Origin of the sequence: Pseudomonas syringae group sp. 243L2, from assembly GCF_032587875.1 — a bacterium.
GTDB classification, from domain to species: domain Bacteria; phylum Pseudomonadota; class Gammaproteobacteria; order Pseudomonadales; family Pseudomonadaceae; genus Aquipseudomonas; species Aquipseudomonas amygdali.
In genome coordinates this window covers 67716-87400 of the sequence record NZ_JAWHPL010000003.1, presented here as the reverse complement: position 1 = coordinate 87400, position 19685 = coordinate 67716, and the positions used below count along the sequence as shown (strand labels likewise).

Below are 19685 nucleotides of genomic sequence, written 5' to 3'. Positions count from 1 at the left end.
TCAAAAGGGAATTTGTTGTGTTCATGAATCGTTTTAATGTTTCGTTGCGCAATGTCGCAATGCTTTTAGTCGCCGGCGCGTGCCTCACGGGCTGCGTCCAACAGCCGAAAACCTTGTACCAGTGGGGCAGTTACCAGCCTGAGGTGTACGAGTATTTCAAAGGCGAGTCCAAGGAAGCCCAGGTCGCCAAGCTCGAAGAAGACCTGCAGAAAATCCGCTCTACCAACGCAACGCCGCCACCGGGCTACCATGCTCAGTTGGGCATGCTATACGGCAGTATTGGCAAGGATGACCAGATGGTTCAGGAGTTGCGCACGGAAAAGGCACTGTTTCCCGAGTCGGCCACTTATATGGACTTCCTGCTCCAGAACGCCCACGCAGGAGTCGTCAAATGAACCTCGCTCATCTGAAAGTTGCTGTAAGCCTGTTTGCCGTTGCCCTGCTGTCGGGTTGCGTTACCCCGCCAACGGTGGACTACTCGGCCTTCAAGGAAAGCAAACCGCGTTCGATTCTGGTACTGCCGCCGGTCAACGAATCGCCTGACGTCAAGGCGACGTACAGCACCTTCTCGCAGGTGACCTACCCGCTGGCCGAGTCGGGCTACTACGTGTTGCCAGTGGCGCTGGTTGACGAGACATTTCGCAATAACGGCCTGACCAATGCCAACGATATTCAGGCGACATCGCCCGCCAAGCTACGCGAGATATTCGGCGCCGATGCTGCGATGTACATCACGGTCAAGCAATACGGCACCAGTTACGTGGTCATCAGTAGCCAGACCGTCGTGACGGTCACGGCAAAGCTGGTTGATCTGCGCACCGGTACTGCGCTGTGGACGGGTACCGCGTCGGCGTCCAGTGAAGAGGGCGGCAACAACAGCGGTGGCGGTCTGGTGGGTATGCTGATTACAGCGGCGGTCAAGCAGATCATCAACAGTTCGACCGATGCCGGTCATCCCATCGCCGGGATAGCCAGCAACCGACTGCTCACTGCTGGTCGGCCGGCGGGTCTGCTTTACGGTCCACGTTCGCCGAAGTACGGTACTGACTGACCCTCACGCTGCTGATTTCCGGAAGGCACAAAAAAGCGCAGCCCCGTAAAGGCTGCGCTTTTTTGTTGGTCGCACGTGTCAGGTCGTTTGCCGCACCACTGCCCTGAGCAGGTGGGTCGGTGGTGTTTCACAACTGATCTTGCGACCCAGTTTCTCTTCGATGGCGGGCAGCTGGTAGGAGTCATCTTCGCCAGCGAAGCTGATGGAGACGCCATCGGCACCTGCGCGACCGGTACGGCCGATGCGGTGCACGTAGTCGTCCGGTACCTCTGGCAGGGTGAAGTTGATCACGTGGCTGATGCCATCAATGTGGATACCGCGACCGGCCACATCGGTGGCGACCAGAACGCGGATCTTGCCTTCGCGGAAGCCTTCAAGGGTCTTGATGCGCTTGTGCTGCGGCACATCGCCCGACAGTTGCGCGGCATTGACGCCATCGCGTACCAAGCGCTCTTCGATGCGTCGCACCTCGTCCTTGCGGTTGGCAAAGACCATCACCCGTTCCCAGCCGTTGTCGGTGACCAGGTTATAGAGCAGCTTGTACTTGTCGGCACCGGCAACGGCATAGATATGCTGCTCGACGTTGTCACTGGCGACGTTCAACGATTCGATTTCGACGATGGAAGGGTCTGTCGTCCATTGTTTGGCGAGGTTCATCACGTCTTCGGTGAAGGTCGCGGAGAACAGCAGGGTCTGGCGTTCACCCTTGTGCGGGGTTTGGCGAATGATCTGACGCACCTGCGGGATGAAACCCATGTCGAGCATGCGGTCGGCTTCGTCCAGGACCATCACTTCGACCATGTCCAGATGCACTTCGCCGCGCTGGTTGAAGTCCAGCAGGCGGCCAGGCGTGGCCACCAGAATATCGCAGTGCCGTGCTTCAAGTTGTTTGAGCTGCTTGTCGAAATCCATGCCACCGACGAACGTCATGACGTTCAGGTTGGTGTATTTGGTCAGGTCGGCAGCGTCCTTGGCGATCTGCACCACCAGTTCGCGAGTGGGCGCAATGATCAGCGCTCGGGGCTCACCCATGTAACGTTCGGCTGGCGGTGGCGTCTGGGTCAGTTGCTCGATGATCGAGATCAGGAACGCAGCGGTCTTGCCGGTACCGGTCTGGGCGCGACCGATTGCGTCCTTGCCTTTGAGCGTGAAGCCCAGTACGCCCGCCTGAATCGGTGTGCAGTACGGGAAACCAAGGTCCTGAATCGCGTGCATCAGTTCAGGCGCAAGGTTGAAATCGTGGAAGCGGGTCTTGCCTTCCTGTGGTTCGACGACGAAATCTTCGAGTTTCCATGCTGGCGCAGGCGGTTTTACCACGCGCTCACGACGCGGGCGCTCGGCCCTTGGCTTGTCGGTGCGCGGTGCTCTGGCTTTGGAGGGCTCGTTGACGGTGTCCGAAAGCTGAGTCTGGGCATGATCCGGTATGTCGCCTGCGGCAGCGGGGGAGGCGGGAATAAAGGCTGTCGGACCAGGCGCGCGCTGCTCAGCCTCACTTTTACCGAACATCTTTTTAAGTGCTTTGAGCACGGTCATCTCATCAATTGGTTAAGGAATGTACGCCGAGCAGTGTAAAGCAAGAACCGTGCTCGGCGTAGTGCCATCCGTGGCGAGCTACAAAAGCGGTCAGTTGCAGGCGGGCCCAGGGCGCTTTAGCGCAGCTTGTCAGCCAGCCAGACGCCGATGTCATGGATTTCCTGCGGTAACACTTGGTGCCCCATTGGGTACTCTTGCCATTGAGCGGTTACACCCTGAGCCTTGAGGTGCTCGTACACCGTCCGGCCCATGGGGTTGTGCACCACTTCGTCGTGCTGGCCATGCAGGCAGTAGGCAGGGATGCGCTGTTGGCTGGCAGACAGCGTCATCTCATTGCTGAATGTCGGGGCATAAGTGGACAGCGCGAGGACGCCGCCCAGCGGACCCTGCCAGCGTCTATAGCCCGCGTGTAACACCACCGCGCCGCCTTGGGAAAAGCCTGCCAGAAATATCCGTGACGGGTCGATGCCGCTATCGCGTTGTTGCTCGATCAGGTCCAGCACCTTTTGTGCCGAGGCTTCCATCTGATCGTGATCAATGGCGCGTGCCTCGGAACTCATGGCCTTGATGTCGTACCAGCTTGGCATTTCATAGCCGCCGTTGACCGTTACGGCGCGTGTCGGTGCCTGAGGCAGGACGAAACGTGTAGTCGTCAGCGACTCCTGCAGCATCTCGGCGACCGGAAGAAAATCATAGCGGTCGGCGCCCAACCCGTGCAGCCAGATAACGCAGGCATCCGCGGTGCCTGAAGGTTGGATGATCAAAGGTTCGCTCATGTCTGCTCCATTTGTGTGCGCTGGCTCATTTAGAGCGCATTAATAGGGTGCGCGGTTAGATTAAAAATGAAAGAAGATGTCGCAAGGTTACAAGTTTTTGTCTTGACCTGTCGCTAATTCGACATAGCCAGCATGCTGGTACGGGCTTTGCTACAGCAGGACTGGAGTCGAGGCGCTCACATCGTTCGGTAACACTATAAGGCTATTACTTATAGCGATCGAAAAGCAGCTCGGGAGTCCATGCGTCAGGATTCGCGGCACGATTCAACCTGTACCGCTCCGGTCCAGGAAAATCATGGGGTTTCAGTCCACGGGGCCGATTCTGAATGATGAAGACGAATGACGGGATGATCCTGCAGACGATTCGTGATTCAGGCCCAGCGTTGCATGACCCAAAAATAAGCCAGCACGGGTCATTAGCGCCTCACAAAGGTGCGACGCGACTGAGGCACCTACACAACAAAGAGCAAACTGGAGGTTTTTGAATGAAGATGTTGAAATCCACCCTGGCTGTCGTCACCGCCCTGGCCGCATTTGGTGTAACCGGGGCTGCCAACGCCGGCGCCACCCTTGACGCTATTCAGAAGAAAGGTTTTGTTCAGTGCGGCGTCAGCGATGGCCTGCCAGGGTTCTCCGTTCCGGACTCCACCGGCAAGATCACCGGTATTGACGCTGATGTCTGCCGCGCAGTAGCCGCCGCAGTATTCGGCGACGCCACCAAGGTCAAGTTCAGCCAGTTGAACGCCAAGGAGCGTTTCACTGCACTGCAATCCGGCGAGATCGACATCCTTTCGCGTAACACCACCTGGACCAGCTCCCGTGATGCGGGTATGGGCCTGGTGTTCACCGGCGTGACTTACTACGACGGTATCGGCTTCCTGGTAAACAACAAACTAGGCGTCAAAAGCGCCAAGGAACTGGACGGTGCAACCATCTGCATCCAGGCCGGTACCACTACCGAGCTGAACGTCTCCGACTACTTCCGTTCGAACGGCCTGAAATACACCCCGATCACCTTCGACACCTCCGACGAAAGCGCCAAGTCGCTGGAAGGCGGTCGTTGCGACGTACTGACTTCCGACCAGTCGCAACTCTACGCACAGCGCAGCAAGCTGGCCAAGCCGGACGATTACATCGTTCTGCCTGAAGTGATCTCCAAGGAGCCGCTGGGTCCTGTCGTGCGTAAAGGCGACGAAGACTGGTTCTCGATCGTTCGCTGGACCCTGTTCGCCATGCTCAACGCCGAGGAAGCCAAAATCACTTCCAAGAACGTTGAAGCTGAAGCCAAGTCGACCAAGAACCCTGACGTAGCCCGTATGCTGGGTGCCGACGGCACTTACGGCAAGGACCTCAAGCTGCCGAAAGACTGGGTCGTGCAGATCGTCAAGCAGGTCGGTAACTACGGCGAAGTGTTCGAACGCAACCTGGGCGAAGGCACCCCGCTGAAAATCAAGCGCGGCCAGAACGCTCTGTGGAATGCTGGCGGCATTCAGTACGCTCCACCTATTCGTTGATTGACCCGGCGCCCGGCAGGCTTCCCAGCCTGTCGGGCGTTGTTCTGTTGGATTTTTCCTGGGGCATTTCATGGAAAAGCAAATCGTCGCACCCAAGCAAAAGCTCTCTCTGAGCGATCCGAAAGTGCGCGCGTGGTTATTTCAGATCATCACTGTCGTGGCGGTGATCGCGTTGGGCTGGTTCATCTTCGACAATACCCAGACCAACCTGCAACACCGTGGTATTACCTCGGGTTTCGGTTTTCTTGAGAACAGTGCCGGTTTCGGTATTGCTCAACACCTGATCGACTACAGCGAAGCGGACAGTTATGCCCGCGTATTCGTCATCGGCCTGCTGAATACCTTGCTGGTGTCGGTCATCGGTATTGTCCTGGCGACCTTGCTGGGCTTTGTCATTGGTGTCGCTCGCCTGTCTCCGAACTGGATGATCAGCAAGCTGGCAACCGTTTATGTCGAAGTCTTCCGCAACATTCCGCCACTGCTGCAGATCCTCTTCTGGTACACCGCCGTATTCCTCACTCTGCCTGGTCCGCGTCAGGCGCATGGTTATCTGGACATGTTCTTCGTGAGCAGCCGCGGGCTCAATATGCCCAGAGCGTTGCCAGCCGAAGGTGCATGGGCGTTTCTGATCAGCATCGTGGTTGCCGTGATAGCGATCGTGATGATGGTGCGCTGGGCCAACAAGCGCTTCGAAGCCACTGGCCAGCCGTTTCACAAGTTCTGGGTCGGTCTGGCGTTGTTGCTGGTGATCCCGGGCCTGAGCATGCTGGTCTTCGGCAGCCCGGTGCATTGGGAACTGCCGCAACTGAAGGGCTTCAACTTCACCGGTGGCTGGGTGCTGATCCCGGAACTGATCTCCCTGACCCTGGCACTGACCATCTACACGGCGGCGTTCATCGCTGAAATCGTGCGTTCGGGCATCAAGTCGGTCAGTCACGGTCAGACCGAAGCTGCCCGCTCGCTGGGGCTGCGCCCCGGGCCAACGCTGCGCAAGGTCATCATTCCGCAGGCGCTGCGAGTGATCATTCCGCCGTTGACCAGTCAGTTCCTGAACCTGGCGAAGAACTCTTCGCTGGCAGCAGCCATAGGTTATCCGGAAATGGTTTCCCTGTTCGCCGGTACGGTGCTCAACCAGACCGGGCAGGCTATTGAAGTCATTGCCATCACCATGAGTGTGTACCTGGCGATCAGTATCAGCATTTCTCTGCTGATGAACTGGTACAACAAGCGCATTGCGCTGATCGAGCGGTGAGGAAACGCGCATGACGACTCATACTTTCAAACCTGATATGCCACCACCGGGCAAAGTGTTCGGCCCGATGGCGTGGATGCGGCAGAACCTGTTCTCCAGCTGGATCAACACCCTGCTGACCCTGTTCTCGCTCTACCTGATCTATCTGGTCGTTCCGCCGATCATCAGTTGGGCGCTGCTGGACGCCAACTGGGTCGGCACGACCAAGGAAGACTGCACCAAGGCGGGCGCCTGCTGGGTGTTCATCGAGCAGCGCTTCGGCCAGTTCATGTACGGCTACTTCCCCAATGAACTGCGCTGGCGGGTCGACCTGACCGCCATCCTGGCGATTGTCGGTGCTGCGCCGCTGTTCATCTCGAAGTTTCAGCGCAAGGCTGTCTACGGTATCGCTTTTCTGGTGATTTACCCGATTGTTGCCTTCTACCTGCTGCACGGCGGTGCTTTTGGTCTGACCAACGTACCCACCAGCCAGTGGGGCGGCCTGATGCTGACCCTGGTGATTGCCACCGTGGGTATCGTCGGTGCCTTGCCGCTGGGTATTTTGCTGGCGCTCGGCCGTCGCTCCAACATGCCGGCTGTGCGTGTGGTGTGCGTAACGTTTATCGAGTTCTGGCGCGGCGTGCCGCTGATCACCGTGCTGTTCATGTCGTCGGTGATGCTGCCGCTTTTCATGCCCGAAGGGATGAACTTCGACAAACTGCTGCGGGCGTTGATCGGCGTGATTCTGTTCCAGTCGGCGTACATCGCCGAAGTGGTACGCGGCGGCATGCAGGCCATCCCCAAGGGCCAGTATGAAGCCGCCTCGGCCATGGGCCTGGGTTACTGGCGCAGCATGGGTCTGGTGATTTTGCCGCAGGCGTTGAAGATGGTCATTCCCGGCATCGTCAACACCTTCATTGCCTTGTTCAAAGACACCAGTCTGGTGATCATTATCGGCCTGTTCGACCTGCTCAACAGCGTCAAGCAAGCTACCGCCGACCCGGCATGGCTGGGTATGGCCACTGAAGGCTATGTCTTCGCGGCCTTGGTGTTCTGGATCTTCTGTTTCGGCATGTCCCGCTATTCCATGCATTTGGAACGTAAGCTGGACACAGGCCACAAGCGTTAGGAGTTTTGTGATGAGTGAAGTTATCAATAAGCCTCTGGGCGCTGAAGGCATGATCCGCATGGAGGGCGTCCACAAGTGGTACGGCCAGTTCCATGTACTCAAGGACATCAACCTGAACGTGCGTCAGGGCGAACGTATCGTGCTGTGCGGCCCATCGGGTTCGGGCAAATCGACCACCATTCGTTGCCTCAACCGTCTGGAAGAGCACCAGCAGGGCCGTATCATCGTCGACGGCACCGAACTGACTTCCGACTTGAAGCAGATCGAGACCATCCGCCGTGAAGTCGGCATGGTGTTTCAGCATTTCAACCTGTTCCCGCACCTGACCATCCTGCAGAACTGCACGCTGGCACCGATGTGGGTACGCAACATGCCGAAAAAGAAAGCCGAAGAAATCGCCATGCATTATCTGGAGCGTGTGCGTATTCCGGAGCAGGCCCACAAGTTCCCGGGTCAGCTTTCCGGTGGTCAGCAGCAGCGTGTGGCGATTGCCCGTGCCTTGTGCATGAAGCCGAAAATCATGCTGTTCGATGAACCGACTTCGGCGCTTGACCCGGAAATGGTCAAGGAAGTGCTCGACACCATGGTTGGCCTGGCTGAAGAAGGCATGACCATGTTGTGCGTGACTCACGAGATGGGCTTTGCCCGTACCGTGGCGAACCGGGTTATCTTCATGGACAAAGGCGAAATCGTCGAACAGGCCGCGCCGAACGACTTCTTCGACAACCCGCAAAGCGATCGTACCAAGCTGTTCCTCAGTCAGATCATTCACTGAGTCAGTAGCTGCCAAACGGAAAACCGGGCCATGTGCCCGGTTTTTTTGCCTGCATTTGCCATGCATCTTGTATGCAATTCTAGCTGAACCTTGTATTCGCGATGATTCTCCAACAGGATACCGCCCCCCTGAAAAGGGTCGACATACCTGATTACCGAGAAACCGATGACTGCCAAGGCTCAATCCAGCCCCCAACCGATTACCGATCAAGCCCATCCTGTTCTAAAGCGCCCCTGGCTGTTGCTGCTGGGTCTGGTGCTGGTCGCCCTCAACCTGCGCCCCGCGTTATCCAGCGTTGCGCCGTTGCTTAACGAGGTGTCCGCAAGCCTTGGGATGTCGGCTGCCGAAGCTGGTCTGCTGACCACCTTGCCGGTGTTGTGTCTGGGCCTGTTCGCGCCATTGGCACCGATTCTTGCCCGGCGTTTTGGCAGTGAACGGGTGGTTTTGGTGGTGCTCCTGACACTGGCGTCGGGTCTGGCAGTACGCAGCCTGTTCGGCGAAGTCGGCCTGTTTACCGGCAGCCTGCTGGCGGGCGCGAGCATCGGGATCATCGGCGTATTGTTGCCCGGTATCGTCAAGCGCGATTTCCCGCACAAGGCCGGGGCCATGACCGGTGTCTACACCATGGCGCTGTGCCTGGGCGCTGCGATTGCAGCCGGTTCGACGGTGCCGCTGAGCCAGTACGTCGGTGACAGCTGGCAAATAGGTCTGGGTTTCTGGCTGGTCCCGGCGTTGATTGCGGCGCTGTTCTGGTTTCCACAAGCACGTGAAATGCATGGCTCACATCGCGATGTCTATCGAGTTCGCGGTCTGTTGCGTGACCCGCTGGCGTGGCAGGTCACGCTGTATATGGGCCTGCAATCGTCGCTGTCGTACATTGTATTCGGCTGGCTGCCCTCGATTCTCATCGGTCGCGGCCTGACGCCGACTCAGGCCGGTCTGCTGCTGTCCGGCTCGATCATTGCGCAAGTCATCAGCGCCCTGGCGGTGCCCTATCTGGCCACACGCGGCAAGGATCAGCGTCTGGCGATCATGCTGGTCATGTCGCTCACACTGACCGGGCTGTTCGGCTGCCTGTACGCTCCGCTCGGCGGGCTGTGGGGCTGGGCTATCCTGCTGGGGATCGGGCAGGGCGGCACGTTCAGCCTGGCGCTGGCCTTGATCGTCCTGCGCTCGCGCGATTCACATGTCGCCGCCAATCTGTCGAGCATGGCGCAAGGCTTTGGCTACACCATCGCCTCGACCGGCCCGTTTGCCGTGGGCGTGGTGCATGACATGACCGGCAGCTGGAGCGCGATTGGCTGGATCTTCGCGGTACTCGGGCTGGGCGCCATCATCGCTGGCATGGGCGCCGGTCGGGCGCTGCAGGTGCAGGTCAGTAGCGAGAAGGTTTGATTTTCGATGATTGTTGATCGTTCGGACCGGGCTTGAGCTGCTTCAGGTCTGAGCCAGATTGGCCAGGGCCCATTTTTCGGCACTGGTGACGCTCAGCCCTGATTTCGCGTTGTAGGTACGGGCGACGTCCCATGCCACGCCTCGGCCCATGGCAAAGACTGCCCGGTATTTGCGCAGATTGTCATCCGGCATTTCCGTCAGATCGGCCTGCAACTGCGCAACACTCCATACGTGCCGCTCGATGTCGCGCCCCGTGACACGCTCCACAAGATCGGCCAGCCCGGCGTACGTCAATGTGTCGCCAGCGGTGTACACCACCTGATTCACTATGCGCGGCTCGTGCATCACGATGGCAGCAGTCAGCCTGCCAATGTCCTCTGCGGTGGTGACTGTCACGGCCGTATCGAGGCTGCCCAGCGCATTGATCCGACCGCCTTGCAGATCGACGACACCGAACGCGGGTTCGAACAGAAAGCTTGTAAACATACCGGTCGAAACGATTACCCACTCGGTTTGCTGCTGGGCGCGCAGCTTTTCTCGTACATCGAGTTGCTCATCGAACAGATCCTGAGGGCTGCCCCGGCCGATAAGGTCGTAGTCAACGCCGAACTGCCAGGGCAGGTAGCGTTTTATGCCGGCCTTGAGCGCCGCATCGGTCAGTTTGCGTTGAGTGCCCCGGCCAGCGGCAAAACCCGCACAACTGATTACCGTGTCGTAGCGCTTCATGACAGTGGCTAGTTCGTCCACGGTGGCATCGGCCAGATCGGCGGTTTCGATGGCAATGTTCAGCGCGCGGATTTCTTCGATTTCCACACGCTTGGCGGGCGCTTGAGTGCTCAAGCTGCTCTGGCGTAGCAGCACGGCAATGCTCAAATCATATGCTCCGGCTTTCTCGACCAGCCCTCGCAGCACAGCGAGCCCAAGCTCTCCTGCGCCTATGACCAGAATGCGTTGTTTGACGTTTGCGTTATCGGCTTGCATGGTGACCCCTTTGGACAGTCTTTCAATTCAGGCGGGAGAGATGCTGGCATGCCTGTCGACATACAAAAAGTAGGCACATCGGTGATACCGGGCGGGCTGGACGCGCAGGAAGTGGTCAGACGCTCCGAAGCGGCCTGTGCTGCGCTCAGCGATGATGAGGATGGTCTCAAGCGCGATATTCTCGGCCACGCCGGAAACCGCTGGTCATTGGGCGTGGTACATGCGCTCGGCGTCAGCAGCCCTTTGCGCCATGCCCAATTGCGCCGAAAGCTGCACGGCGTCACCCAGCGCATGCTCACTCATACCTTGCGCCAGCTTGAACAGGACGGGTTGATCACCCGCCATGACTACTGCGAGAAGCCGCTCAGGGTGGAATATTCGTTGACCGACCTGGGCATGGGGCTGCTGGTACAAATGATTCCGCTGTGGACTTGGGTGATTGAAAATTCAGAGGCGTTCAGTGCAGCGCGAAATCGTTATCCGGACAGGTAAAAGTGATGGCTGATGCGCCATCAACCCTCGCCATTTTCAGCGGCGCCGCTTATCGTGCACGGATAATTCGCCAAGGGATGTGCACGCATGAACTACGAGGAACAAAGTCAGGCCAACAGCGCACTGATCACCCGCTTTTATGAGGCGTTTGCGCAGCTGGATGCCGAGGCGATGAGTGCCTGTTATACCGATGACGTGCTGTTCAGTGACCCGGCATTTGGTGAATTGCGCGGGCCTCAGGTAGGCGACATGTGGCGCATGCTGACTTCCCGGGCGAAAAATTTCTCGGTGGTCTTCGATCAGGTGCGTGCCGATGATCGGGCGGGCACTGCGCATTGGGTGGCGACCTATCTGTTCAGTCAGACCGGGCGCACGGTGGTCAACGATATTGAGGCCCGATTCGTGTTCCGCGATGGCAAGATCTGCGAGCATCGCGATAATTTCGATATGTGGCGCTGGTCGCGACAGGCGCTGGGTTTGAAAGGTTTGCTGCTGGGCTGGACACCGCTGGTACGCAACGCCGTGCGGGCTCAGGCACTCAAGGGGCTCCAGGCCTTTACCGAGAGTCGCCGTGCCTGAAGCTCAAGTCTCTACCGGGTCTGCTGACGCCGAACAGGCGGTCGGCAAACCCTGGTTTGTCTATCTTGTGCGCGCTGCCAATGGTTCGCTGTACTGCGGCATCAGTGATGATCCGCAGCGCAGATTCGCTATGCACCAGAGCGGCAAGGGTGCGCGCTTTTTCTCTTCGAGCCCGGCAATGGCCCTCGTCTACGTAGAACAGTGGCCCAGCAAGGGGGAGGCGTTGCGTCAGGAGCGGCTGATCAAGAAACTCAGAAAAAGCGCCAAAGAGGCACTGGCAGCCAGTTACGCCTGATCACCGATCCATGAGCGTGATGTCGTGCCATCAGCTTGAGTCTGTGGGCGGGCAGGGTGCTGCGGGTTAAGCTGTGTGCTTCCCGAGTGCGCAGAGGCTGAACATGTCCGAGTTGATTCTTCACCATTACCCCACGTCACTGTTTGCCGAAAAAGCCCGCCTGATGCTGGGTTTCAAAGGCCTCACATGGCGCTCGGTGACGATCCCGTCGATCATGCCCAAGCCCGACCTGACCGCGCTGACAGGCGGTTATCGCAGGACGCCGGTGTTGCAGGCTGGCGCAGATATCTACTGTGACACGGCACTGATGGCGCGCCGCCTTGAGCAGGAAAAGGCTTCGCCAGCGTTTTACCCGCAAGGTCAGGAGTTTTCGGTTGCCGGTCTGGCCGCCTGGGCTGATTCGGTGCTGTTCCTGCATGCCGTGAGCCTGGTGTTTCAGCCTGAGTCGATGGCTGTAAGGTTTGCCAAGGTGCCGCCAGACGCTGCCAAGGCGTTCATTGCCGACCGATCCACGCTGTTCAACGGTGGCACGGCTTCACGCCCGCCTGTCGAGCACGTCAAGCATCAATGGCCCACGCTGATGTCACGCCTGGAGTTGCAGCTGTCGCGCGGTGGTGATTTTCTGTTTGGCGTACCTTCGATTGCCGATTTTTCGGTTGCTCATACGCTGTGGTTTCTCAAGCAAACGCCAGTGACTGCGCACTTTGTCGATGATTATCCGGGTGTCAGTGCCTGGCTTGATCGCGTTCTGGGGTTTGGGCACGGCACGTTCAGCGACCTGAGTTCGGCTGATGCCATTGAAATCGCCAGAAATGCAACGCCTGCGCCACTGCCCGACGAAGTCTTTGTTGATCCGAATGGCTTCAAGGCGGGCGACCAGGTCGCTGTCTCGGCAGTCGACTATGGCGTTGAGGCGGTTGAGGGTGAGTTGATCTTTACCGGGCGCGAAGAGTTGATCCTGCGCCGCGAAGATGAACGCGCTGGCGACGTGCATGTGCACTTCCCGAGAATGGGATTTCGGGTCGAGAAGCGCTGAAGTTTACGAAGCTCTGCGTCGCATGCCGTTCTGGACGCTCTGCGTCCTCTCTTGAGTGTGCAGTGCGGCAAAGATCTGTGACGCGGAGCGTCACGCAAGGCATTCCCACGCTGGAGCGTGAGGAACGATAATCTCGACTATCGTGCGGCGCCACGCCGACATGCCGTAATCTCGACTATCGTGCGACGCCGCGTCGGCAGGCCGTAATCTCGATTATCGTGCGACGCTCTGCGTCGCACGCCGTTCTGGACGCTCTGCGTCCTCTCTTGAGTGTGCAGTGTGGCAAAGGTCTGTGACGCGGAGCTTTGGCACGGTATTCCAGGCTATTTCAATGCTGCCAATATCTGATCCGGGTCGAATCCCCGGATCAAGGTGCCGTTGACGTCGATCAGCGGTATGCCTCTGCCACCCAGTGCTTCGTAGGCCTTGCGGCCTTCTTCGGACTTCTCGATGTCGAACTCTTGATACGCAATCCCTTTGCTGTCGAGAAAGCGCCGCGTCTGTTTGCAGTAGCCACACCAGTCAGTGGCGTACATCACCACTTTCGCCTGGCTGTAGCTCTGCGCAACGCTTGCTGGCGGCGGGTTGACGAAGTTCTCGATCTTGCCCCAGTTCTGATAAACCACCACAACCAGCATGATCAGCGCGAACTTCTTGAGGGTGCGTATCAGCATGTCGGTTACCGTCGCTTCAACTGATCGGTCAGTTGGGTCGGCAGCCCCTTGATGATCAGGGTGCCTGCAGTTTCGTCGTACTCGATCTTGTCACCCAGCAGGTGAGCCTCGAAGCTGATCGACAGTCCTTCGGCGCGTCCCGTGAAACGGCGGAACTGGTTGAGGGTGCGCTTATCCGCCGGTATTTCCGGGGACAGGCCGTAATCCTTGTTGCGGATGTGATCGTAAAACGCCCGTGGCCGCTCTTCGTCGATCAGTTCGGACAGTTCTTCCAGGCCCATCGGCTCGCCCATCTTGCTCTGGCTGCTGGCGTAATCGACCAGGGTCTTGGTCTTCTCGCGGGCTGACTCCTCCGGCAGGTCTTCACTTTCAACAAAGTCACTGAAGGCCTTGAGCAGGGTGCGGGTTTCGCCGGGGCCATCAACGCCTTCCTGGCAACCGATGAAGTCTCGGAAGTACTCGGAAACCTTCTTGCCGTTCTTGCCCTTGATGAACGAAATGTATTGCTTGGACTGTTTGTTGTTCTGCCATTCCGACAGGTTGATCCGCGCAGCAAGGTGCAACTGGCCCAGGTCCAGGTGGCGCGAAGGGGTGACGTCCAGTTCGGCATTCACTGCCACACCTTCGCTGTGGTGCAGCAGGGCGATGGCCAGGTAGTCGGTCATGCCTTGCTGATAATGGGCGAACAACACATGGCCACCGACGGAAAGATTGGATTCTTCCATCAGCTTCTGCAGATGCTCGACCGCCGTGCGCGAGAACGCGGTGAAGTCGTTGCCACCGTCCAGATACTCTTTCAGCCAGCCGCTGAACGGGTGTGCGCCGGATTCTGGATGGAACAGGCCCCATGCCTTGCCTTGTTTGGCGTTGTAGCTCTCGTTGAGGTCGGCCAGCATGTTCTCGATGGCCTGGGACTCAGCGAGTTCGGAGTCGCGTGCATGGAGAACAGCGGGCGTACCGTCGGGTTTTTTATCGATCAGGTGGACGATGCAATGACGGATCGGCATGGGCTTCTCGGCTGAAAAAGGTGAAGAGCGTGCAGCTCGTTGCAAGACGGCAAGTGTAACGCACGCGTGCGCCACTTGGCCCCGGGCAGGCTGGTTTTCGCCAGCAGGGCGTGTTTGCTGGATGTTTTTTGTGCAATTGGCATTAAAACCTGACCAAAAGGATAGGTAGAGGCGGATATTTGTCCGGCTCTGTGCTAGTTTTGCGCGGTCTTGCGCACTTAGCGCGTCAAGCATGCAGTTAGCGCACACGTAGGTCGAACCATTGCCCGGTTTCAGTATCTACACTTTCGCGATTAATCGTGGCTGCTAGCGGGTGGCCAGGTTCATTGCCTGGCCACGGGCCGACGTTGCACTCTGCAATCCAAATGAATTTGATAGGGAAGGAACACCACCATGGCTCTTACTAAAGACCAATTGATCGCCGATATCGCTGAAGCTATCGACGCGCCAAAAACTACCGCGCGTAATGCTCTTGAGCAATTGGGCCAAATTGTTGCCGACCAATTGGAAAACGGCGTGGAAATCACTTTGCCAGGTATCGGCAAACTGAAAGTTGCAGAGCGTCCGGCTCGCACTGGCCGCAACCCTTCGACTGGCGCTGCCATCGAAATCGCTGCCAAGAAAGTTATCAAGTTCGTTCCAGCCAAAGTGCTGACCGACTCGATCAACAAGTAAGCAACCGCTTGCTGTGAAAAAGCCGTGCACCGGTTAACCGGGCACGGCTTTTTTGTGGGCGTCTGATCACAGATCTGTGCTGCACGGCACACTCAAGAGAGGACGCAGAGCGTCCAGAACGGCATGCCGACGCAGAGCGTCGCACGATAGTCGAGTTTACGGCCTGCCGACGCGGCGTCGCACGATAGTTGAGATTATCGTTCCTCACGCTCCAGCGTGGGAATGCCTTGCGTGACGCTCCGCGTCACAGATCTGTGCTGCACTGCATACTCAAGAGAGGACGCAGAGCGTCCAGAACGGCATGCCGACGCGGAGCGTCGCACGATAGTCGAGGCTAAGGCCTGCCGACGCGGCGTCGCACGATAGTCGAGGTTAAGGCATGTCGGCGGAGCGTCGTACGATAGTTGAGATTATCGTTCCTCACGCTCCAGCGTGGGAATGCCTTGCGTGACGCTCCGCGTCACAGATCTGTTCCGCACTGCATACTCAAGAGAGGACGCAGAGCGTCCAGAACGGCATGCCGACGCGGAGCGTCGCACGATAGTCGAGATTACGGCATGTCGGCGTGGCGCCGCACGATAGTCGATGCGGCACGATAGCCCTATCAGTGGGGTGTGCGCTGTGACTTGTCGAGGAAGGTCCAGGCCACGAAGCGGCTTTGTTTCTGGCCCTGGCCCATCTCGATCACTTTCACCTCAAGCGCGCCGGCTTTTTTCAGGGCGCTCTGGATCGGCGGCAGGTTGGATGCCTTGGACACCAGGGTGCTGAACCACACCACCTGGCTTGGCAATGTGGCGCTTTCCTGGATCAATTGGGTCACGAAGCCGATCTCGCCGCCTTCGCACCACAGCTCCTGAGATTGCCCACCGAAGTTGAGAACCGGCAGCTTGCGCTTGGGATCAGCCTTGCCCAGTGCGCGCCATTTTCGTTGGCTGCCACGCTGCGCCTCATCCAGCGAGGCATGGAAAGGAGGGTTGCAGAGGCTCACGTGGAAGCGTTCGCTGCTGTCGAGTAACCCGAGCAGGATCTGCTTGCGGTTGTCCTGCTGACGCACGCTGATGGCCTTGCTGAGGCCATTGGCTTTTATGACCGTGGTAGCCGCCGCGATGGCCGTGCTGTCGATGTCCGACCCAACGAACTGCCAGCCATAGTCGCTATGCCCCAGCAGCGGGTAGATGCAATTGGCTCCGGTGCCGATATCCAGCGCCTTGATGGATGCGCCGCGTGGGATCACGCCTTCATTGTCCTCGGCCAGCAAGTCGGCGAGGAAGTGCAGGTAGTCCGCACGCCCTGGAATGGGCGGGCACAGGTAATCGGCCGGAATGTCCCAATGGGCGATGCCATAGAACGCTTTGAGCAGCGCGCGATTGAACACCCGCACCGCCTGTGGATTGGCAAAGTCGATGCTTTCCTTGCCATACGGATTGAGGATCACGAACGCTGCCAGCTCGGGGCTGGATTTGATCAGCTTCGGAAAATCGTAACGACCCTGATGACGATTGCGCGGGTGCAAGGTGGCCTTTTCACGCGGCGCAGCAGGTTTGGCTGGCCGCTGAGGCTTTTTGCGCGGAGGTTTGCGGGTATCGGTCATGGGTTCGATGGTCAGCCGTGATGTCGAGTACAGAAATTCAGATAACAAAAAGCCAGCCCATAATCGGGCTGGCTTTTCTGGCCACCTTACAGGCTGGCGATGCGGGCGTGTTGCTCGGCCAGCTTGCCCAGTGCCTGTTCGGCTTCGGTCAGCTTGGCGCGTTCCTTAGCGATGACTTCAGGCGGTGCCTTGTCGACGAAGGCGGCGTTGGACAGCTTGCCGCCGACGCGTTGCACTTCGCCTTGCAGGCGCTGGATTTCCTTGTCCAGACGCGCCAGTTCGGCCCCTTTGTCGATCAGCCCGGCCATCGGCACCAGCACTTCCATGTCACCTACCAGCGCGGTGGCCGACAGTGGCGCTTCTGCACCCTCGGTCAGTACGGTCATCGATTCCAGCTTGGCGAGCTTCTTGAGCAGGTAATCGTTTTCGCTCAGGCGGCGCTGGTCTTCGGCGCTGACGTTCTTGAGGAACAGTTGCAGCGGCTTGCCCGGGCCGATGTTCATTTCGCCACGGATGTTGCGCACGGCAAGCATCAGACCCTTGAGCCATTCGATGTCGTCTTCGGCAGCCTGGTCAATGCGTGCTTCGTTGGCCACTGGCCACGGCTGCAGCATGATGGTCTTGCCTTCTGCGCCCGCCAGCGGTGCGAGGCGCTGCCAGATTTCTTCGGTGATGAACGGCATGAACGGGTGCGCAAGGCGCAGCGCGACTTCGAGCACGCGTACCAGTGTACGGCGTGTGCCACGCTGACGTTCGACCGGTGCGGTTTCATCCCACAGCACAGGCTTGGACAGCTCCAGATACCAGTCGCAATACTGGTTCCAGATGAACTCGTACAATGCTTGGGCAGCGAGGTCGAAGCGGAACTGATCCAGTTGGCGGGTCACTTCGGCTTCGGTGCGTTGCAACTGCGAGATTATCCAGCGATCAGCCAGCGACAGTTCGACCGCTTCGCCGTTCTGGCCGCAGTCTTCGCCCTTGTCCAGCACGTAGCGCGCAGCGTTCCAGATCTTGTTGCAGAAGTTGCGATAGCCTTCGACGCGGCCCATGTCGAACTTGATGTCGCGACCTGTGGACGCCAGCGAGCAGAAGGTAAAGCGCAGGGCATCGGTGCCATAGCTGGCGATGCCTTCGGCGAATTCCTGACGGGTCTGCTTCTCGATCTTTTTCGCCAGTTGCGGCTGCATCAAACCACTGGTGCGTTTCTCTACCAGCGTTTCGAGGTCGATACCGTCGACGATGTCCAGCGGGTCAAGCACGTTGCCCTTGGACTTGGACATCTTCTGGCCTTGGCCGTCACGCACCAGACCGTGCACGTAAACAGTCTTGAACGGGACCTGCGGCGTGCCGTCCTCGTTCTTCACCAAGTGCATGGTGAGCATGATCATCCGGGCGACCCAGAAGAAAATGATGTCGAAACCGGTGACCAGCACGTCGGTGGAGTGGAAGGTTTCCAGTGCCTTGGTCTTTTCCGGCCAGCCGAGCGTGGAGAAGGTCCACAGGCCCGAGCTGAACCAGGTGTCCAGTACGTCATTGTCCTGCTGCAGCGCGACTTCCGGGCCAAGGTTGTTCTTCGCGCGAACTTCGGCTTCGTCGCGGCCGACGTAGACCTTGCCGGATTCGTCGTACCAGGCTGGAATGCGGTGGCCCCACCAGAGCTGACGGCTGATGCACCAGTCCTGGATGTCGCGCATCCACGAGAAGTACATGTTTTCGTATTGCTTGGGCACGAACGCGATACGGCCGTCTTCGACAGCGGCAATCGCAGGCTCGGCCAATGGCTTGGTGGAGACGTACCACTGATCGGTCAGCCACGGCTCGATGATGGTGCCGGAACGGTCGCCTTTCGGCACCTTCAGGGCGTGATCATCGACGCTGACCAGCAGTCCGGCGGCGTCGAACGCAGCAACGATCTGCTTGCGCGCTTCAAAACGGTCCAGCCCGGCGTAGGCCGCAGGCAGGCTGCCGTCGACGCTTTTGTTCAGCGTGCCATCAAGGTTGAAAACCTGAGCAGCAGCGAGAACGTTGGCATTCTTGTCGAAAATGTTCAGCAGCGGCAGGTTGTGGCGTTTGCCGACTTCATAGTCGTTGAAATCGTGGGCCGGGGTGATTTTTACGCAGCCGGTGCCGAATTCGGGATCGCAGTAATCATCCGCGATGATCGGGATGCGGCGGCCTACCAGAGGCAATTCAACGAACTTGCCGATCAATGCCTTATAGCGCTCGTCCTGTGGGTTCACCGCAACGGCGGCGTCACCGAGCATGGTTTCCGGGCGAGTGGTGGCAACGATCAGGTAATTCAGACCTTCGGCGGTTTTTGCACCGTCGGCCAGCGGATAGCGCAGGTTCCACAGATGGCCTTTCTCGTCGTGGTTCTCCACTTCAAGGTCGGAAATCGCGGTGTGCAGCTTGGTGTCCCAGTTGACCAAGCGTTTGCCACGGTAAATGAGGCCGTCTTCATGCAGGCGCACGAAGGCTTCCTTCACGGCGTCGGACAGGCCGTCGTCCATGGTGAAGCGCTCGCGGCTCCAGTCGACGGACGAGCCCAGACGGCGGATCTGACGGCTGATGTTGCCGCCGGACTCGGCTTTCCATTCCCAGATCTTGTCGAGAAACTTCTCGCGGCCCAGCTCATGACGGCTCACGCCTTGCGCTTCAAGACGACGCTCCACCAGCATCTGCGTGGCGATACCGGCGTGGTCGGTGCCCGGTTGCCACAGCGTGTTGCGGCCCTGCATGCGACGGAAACGGATCAGGGCGTCCATGATCGCGTTATTGAAACCGTGGCCCATGTGCAGGCTGCCGGTGACGTTCGGCGGCGGGATCATGATGGTGTACGAGTCACCCACGCCTTGCGGAGCGAAGTAGTTCTCGGACTCCCAGGTCTGGTACCAGGAAGTTTCGATGGCGTGCGGCTGGTAAGTCTTGTCCATGCGCGGCGGGAACCTGTG

Annotated in this window: 19 protein-coding genes; 12 read left to right on the top strand and 7 right to left on the bottom strand. The window is 58.7% G+C overall.

Features of this window, described 5'->3' with window-relative positions:
• Nucleotides 1-23: 23 nt before the first annotated feature.
• Complete coding sequence (locus RYB66_RS01530) at nt 24-395, top strand: DUF4810 domain-containing protein (RefSeq protein WP_316893580.1); 372 nt, start codon at nt 24-26, stop codon at nt 393-395.
• A complete protein-coding gene (locus tag RYB66_RS01525; RefSeq protein WP_005746009.1) occupies nt 392-1051 on the top strand; it encodes a DUF799 domain-containing protein in 660 nt (219 codons plus the stop codon). The genes RYB66_RS01530 and RYB66_RS01525 overlap by 4 nt, the downstream gene beginning before the upstream one ends.
• A 78-nt stretch (nt 1052-1129) precedes the next feature.
• On the opposite strand, the gene rhlB is transcribed toward RYB66_RS01525, so the two are convergent.
• Both rhlB and RYB66_RS01515 read right to left on the bottom strand, forming a co-directional pair.
• Entirely contained in the window at nt 1130-2584 is a 1455-nt protein-coding gene (gene rhlB, locus RYB66_RS01520) for an ATP-dependent RNA helicase RhlB (RefSeq protein WP_002552266.1), read from the bottom strand.
• A gap of 116 nt (nt 2585-2700) precedes the next feature.
• The gene (locus tag RYB66_RS01515; RefSeq protein WP_004663973.1) at nt 2701-3360 is read right to left on the bottom strand and encodes an alpha/beta hydrolase; all 660 of its coding nucleotides are present in this window, start codon (nt 3358-3360) and stop codon (nt 2701-2703) included.
• A gap of 485 nt (nt 3361-3845) precedes the next feature.
• Between RYB66_RS01515 and RYB66_RS01510 the strand changes: the two genes are divergently transcribed.
• The 5 genes from RYB66_RS01510 (at nt 3846) to RYB66_RS01490 (ending at nt 9404) form a co-directional block, all read left to right on the top strand.
• Nucleotides 3846-4874 (top strand): amino acid ABC transporter substrate-binding protein, encoded by a 1029-nt coding sequence (locus RYB66_RS01510; protein WP_002552268.1) that lies wholly within the window; start codon nt 3846-3848, stop codon nt 4872-4874.
• A 70-nt stretch (nt 4875-4944) separates the two neighbouring features.
• Nucleotides 4945-6126: an amino acid ABC transporter permease gene (locus tag RYB66_RS01505; protein WP_002552269.1), complete on the top strand. Its 1182-nt coding sequence runs from the start codon at nt 4945-4947 to the stop codon at nt 6124-6126.
• A 10-nt stretch (nt 6127-6136) separates the two neighbouring features.
• The gene (locus tag RYB66_RS01500; protein ID WP_005752912.1) at nt 6137-7234 is read left to right on the top strand and encodes an amino acid ABC transporter permease; all 1098 of its coding nucleotides are present in this window, start codon (nt 6137-6139) and stop codon (nt 7232-7234) included.
• Between the two features lie 10 nt (nt 7235-7244).
• Nucleotides 7245-8009 (top strand): amino acid ABC transporter ATP-binding protein, encoded by a 765-nt coding sequence (locus tag RYB66_RS01495; RefSeq protein ID WP_003365366.1) that lies wholly within the window; start codon nt 7245-7247, stop codon nt 8007-8009.
• 165 nt (nt 8010-8174) lie between these two features.
• A complete protein-coding gene (locus tag RYB66_RS01490; protein ID WP_005732704.1) occupies nt 8175-9404 on the top strand; it encodes a CynX/NimT family MFS transporter in 1230 nt (409 codons plus the stop codon).
• Between the two features lie 42 nt (nt 9405-9446).
• Here the strand turns inward: RYB66_RS01490 and RYB66_RS01485 are convergent, their stop codons facing one another.
• Nucleotides 9447-10385: an aromatic alcohol reductase gene (locus tag RYB66_RS01485; protein ID WP_316893577.1), complete on the bottom strand. Its 939-nt coding sequence runs from the start codon at nt 10383-10385 to the stop codon at nt 9447-9449.
• A gap of 48 nt (nt 10386-10433) precedes the next feature.
• Here RYB66_RS01485 and RYB66_RS01480 point away from each other — a divergent pair, with 48 nt between their 5' ends.
• The 4 genes from RYB66_RS01480 to RYB66_RS01465 all read left to right on the top strand — a co-directional run bounded on the left by RYB66_RS01480 (nt 10434) and on the right by RYB66_RS01465 (nt 12787).
• Complete coding sequence (locus RYB66_RS01480) at nt 10434-10877, top strand: winged helix-turn-helix transcriptional regulator (protein ID WP_005732705.1); 444 nt, start codon at nt 10434-10436, stop codon at nt 10875-10877.
• 87 nt (nt 10878-10964) lie between these two features.
• Nucleotides 10965-11456, top strand: a complete 492-nt coding sequence (locus RYB66_RS01475; RefSeq protein WP_005746005.1) for a nuclear transport factor 2 family protein — start codon at nt 10965-10967, stop codon at nt 11454-11456.
• Entirely contained in the window at nt 11449-11751 is a 303-nt protein-coding gene (locus RYB66_RS01470; protein WP_011167915.1) for a GIY-YIG nuclease family protein, read from the top strand. The genes RYB66_RS01475 and RYB66_RS01470 overlap by 8 nt, the downstream gene beginning before the upstream one ends.
• A gap of 103 nt (nt 11752-11854) precedes the next feature.
• Nucleotides 11855-12787: a glutathione S-transferase family protein gene (locus RYB66_RS01465; RefSeq protein ID WP_316893575.1), complete on the top strand. Its 933-nt coding sequence runs from the start codon at nt 11855-11857 to the stop codon at nt 12785-12787.
• Between the two features lie 323 nt (nt 12788-13110).
• Here RYB66_RS01465 and RYB66_RS01460 read toward each other — a convergent pair whose 3' ends face one another.
• Both RYB66_RS01460 and yejK read right to left on the bottom strand, forming a co-directional pair.
• Nucleotides 13111-13461, bottom strand: coding sequence for a glutaredoxin family protein (locus RYB66_RS01460; protein WP_002552277.1), 351 nt, complete (start codon nt 13459-13461; stop codon nt 13111-13113).
• A gap of 5 nt (nt 13462-13466) precedes the next feature.
• The gene (yejK, locus tag RYB66_RS01455; RefSeq protein ID WP_002552278.1) at nt 13467-14468 is read right to left on the bottom strand and encodes a nucleoid-associated protein YejK; all 1002 of its coding nucleotides are present in this window, start codon (nt 14466-14468) and stop codon (nt 13467-13469) included.
• 393 nt (nt 14469-14861) lie between these two features.
• Between yejK and RYB66_RS01450 the strand changes: the two genes are divergently transcribed.
• Nucleotides 14862-15143, top strand: a complete 282-nt coding sequence (locus RYB66_RS01450) for an HU family DNA-binding protein (RefSeq protein ID WP_002552279.1) — start codon at nt 14862-14864, stop codon at nt 15141-15143.
• Nucleotides 15144-15747: 604 nt separating this feature from the next.
• Here RYB66_RS01450 and rlmF read toward each other — a convergent pair.
• Both rlmF and RYB66_RS01440 read right to left on the bottom strand, forming a co-directional pair.
• Nucleotides 15748-16734 carry a 23S rRNA (adenine(1618)-N(6))-methyltransferase RlmF gene (gene rlmF / locus RYB66_RS01445; protein WP_316893718.1) on the bottom strand — a complete coding sequence of 329 codons (987 nt, stop codon included), beginning with the start codon at nt 16732-16734 and terminating at the stop codon, nt 15748-15750.
• Nucleotides 16735-16820: 86 nt separating this feature from the next.
• Complete coding sequence (locus RYB66_RS01440; protein ID WP_316893574.1) at nt 16821-19667, bottom strand: valine--tRNA ligase; 2847 nt, start codon at nt 19665-19667, stop codon at nt 16821-16823.
• Between the last annotated feature and the right edge of the window lie 18 nt (nt 19668-19685).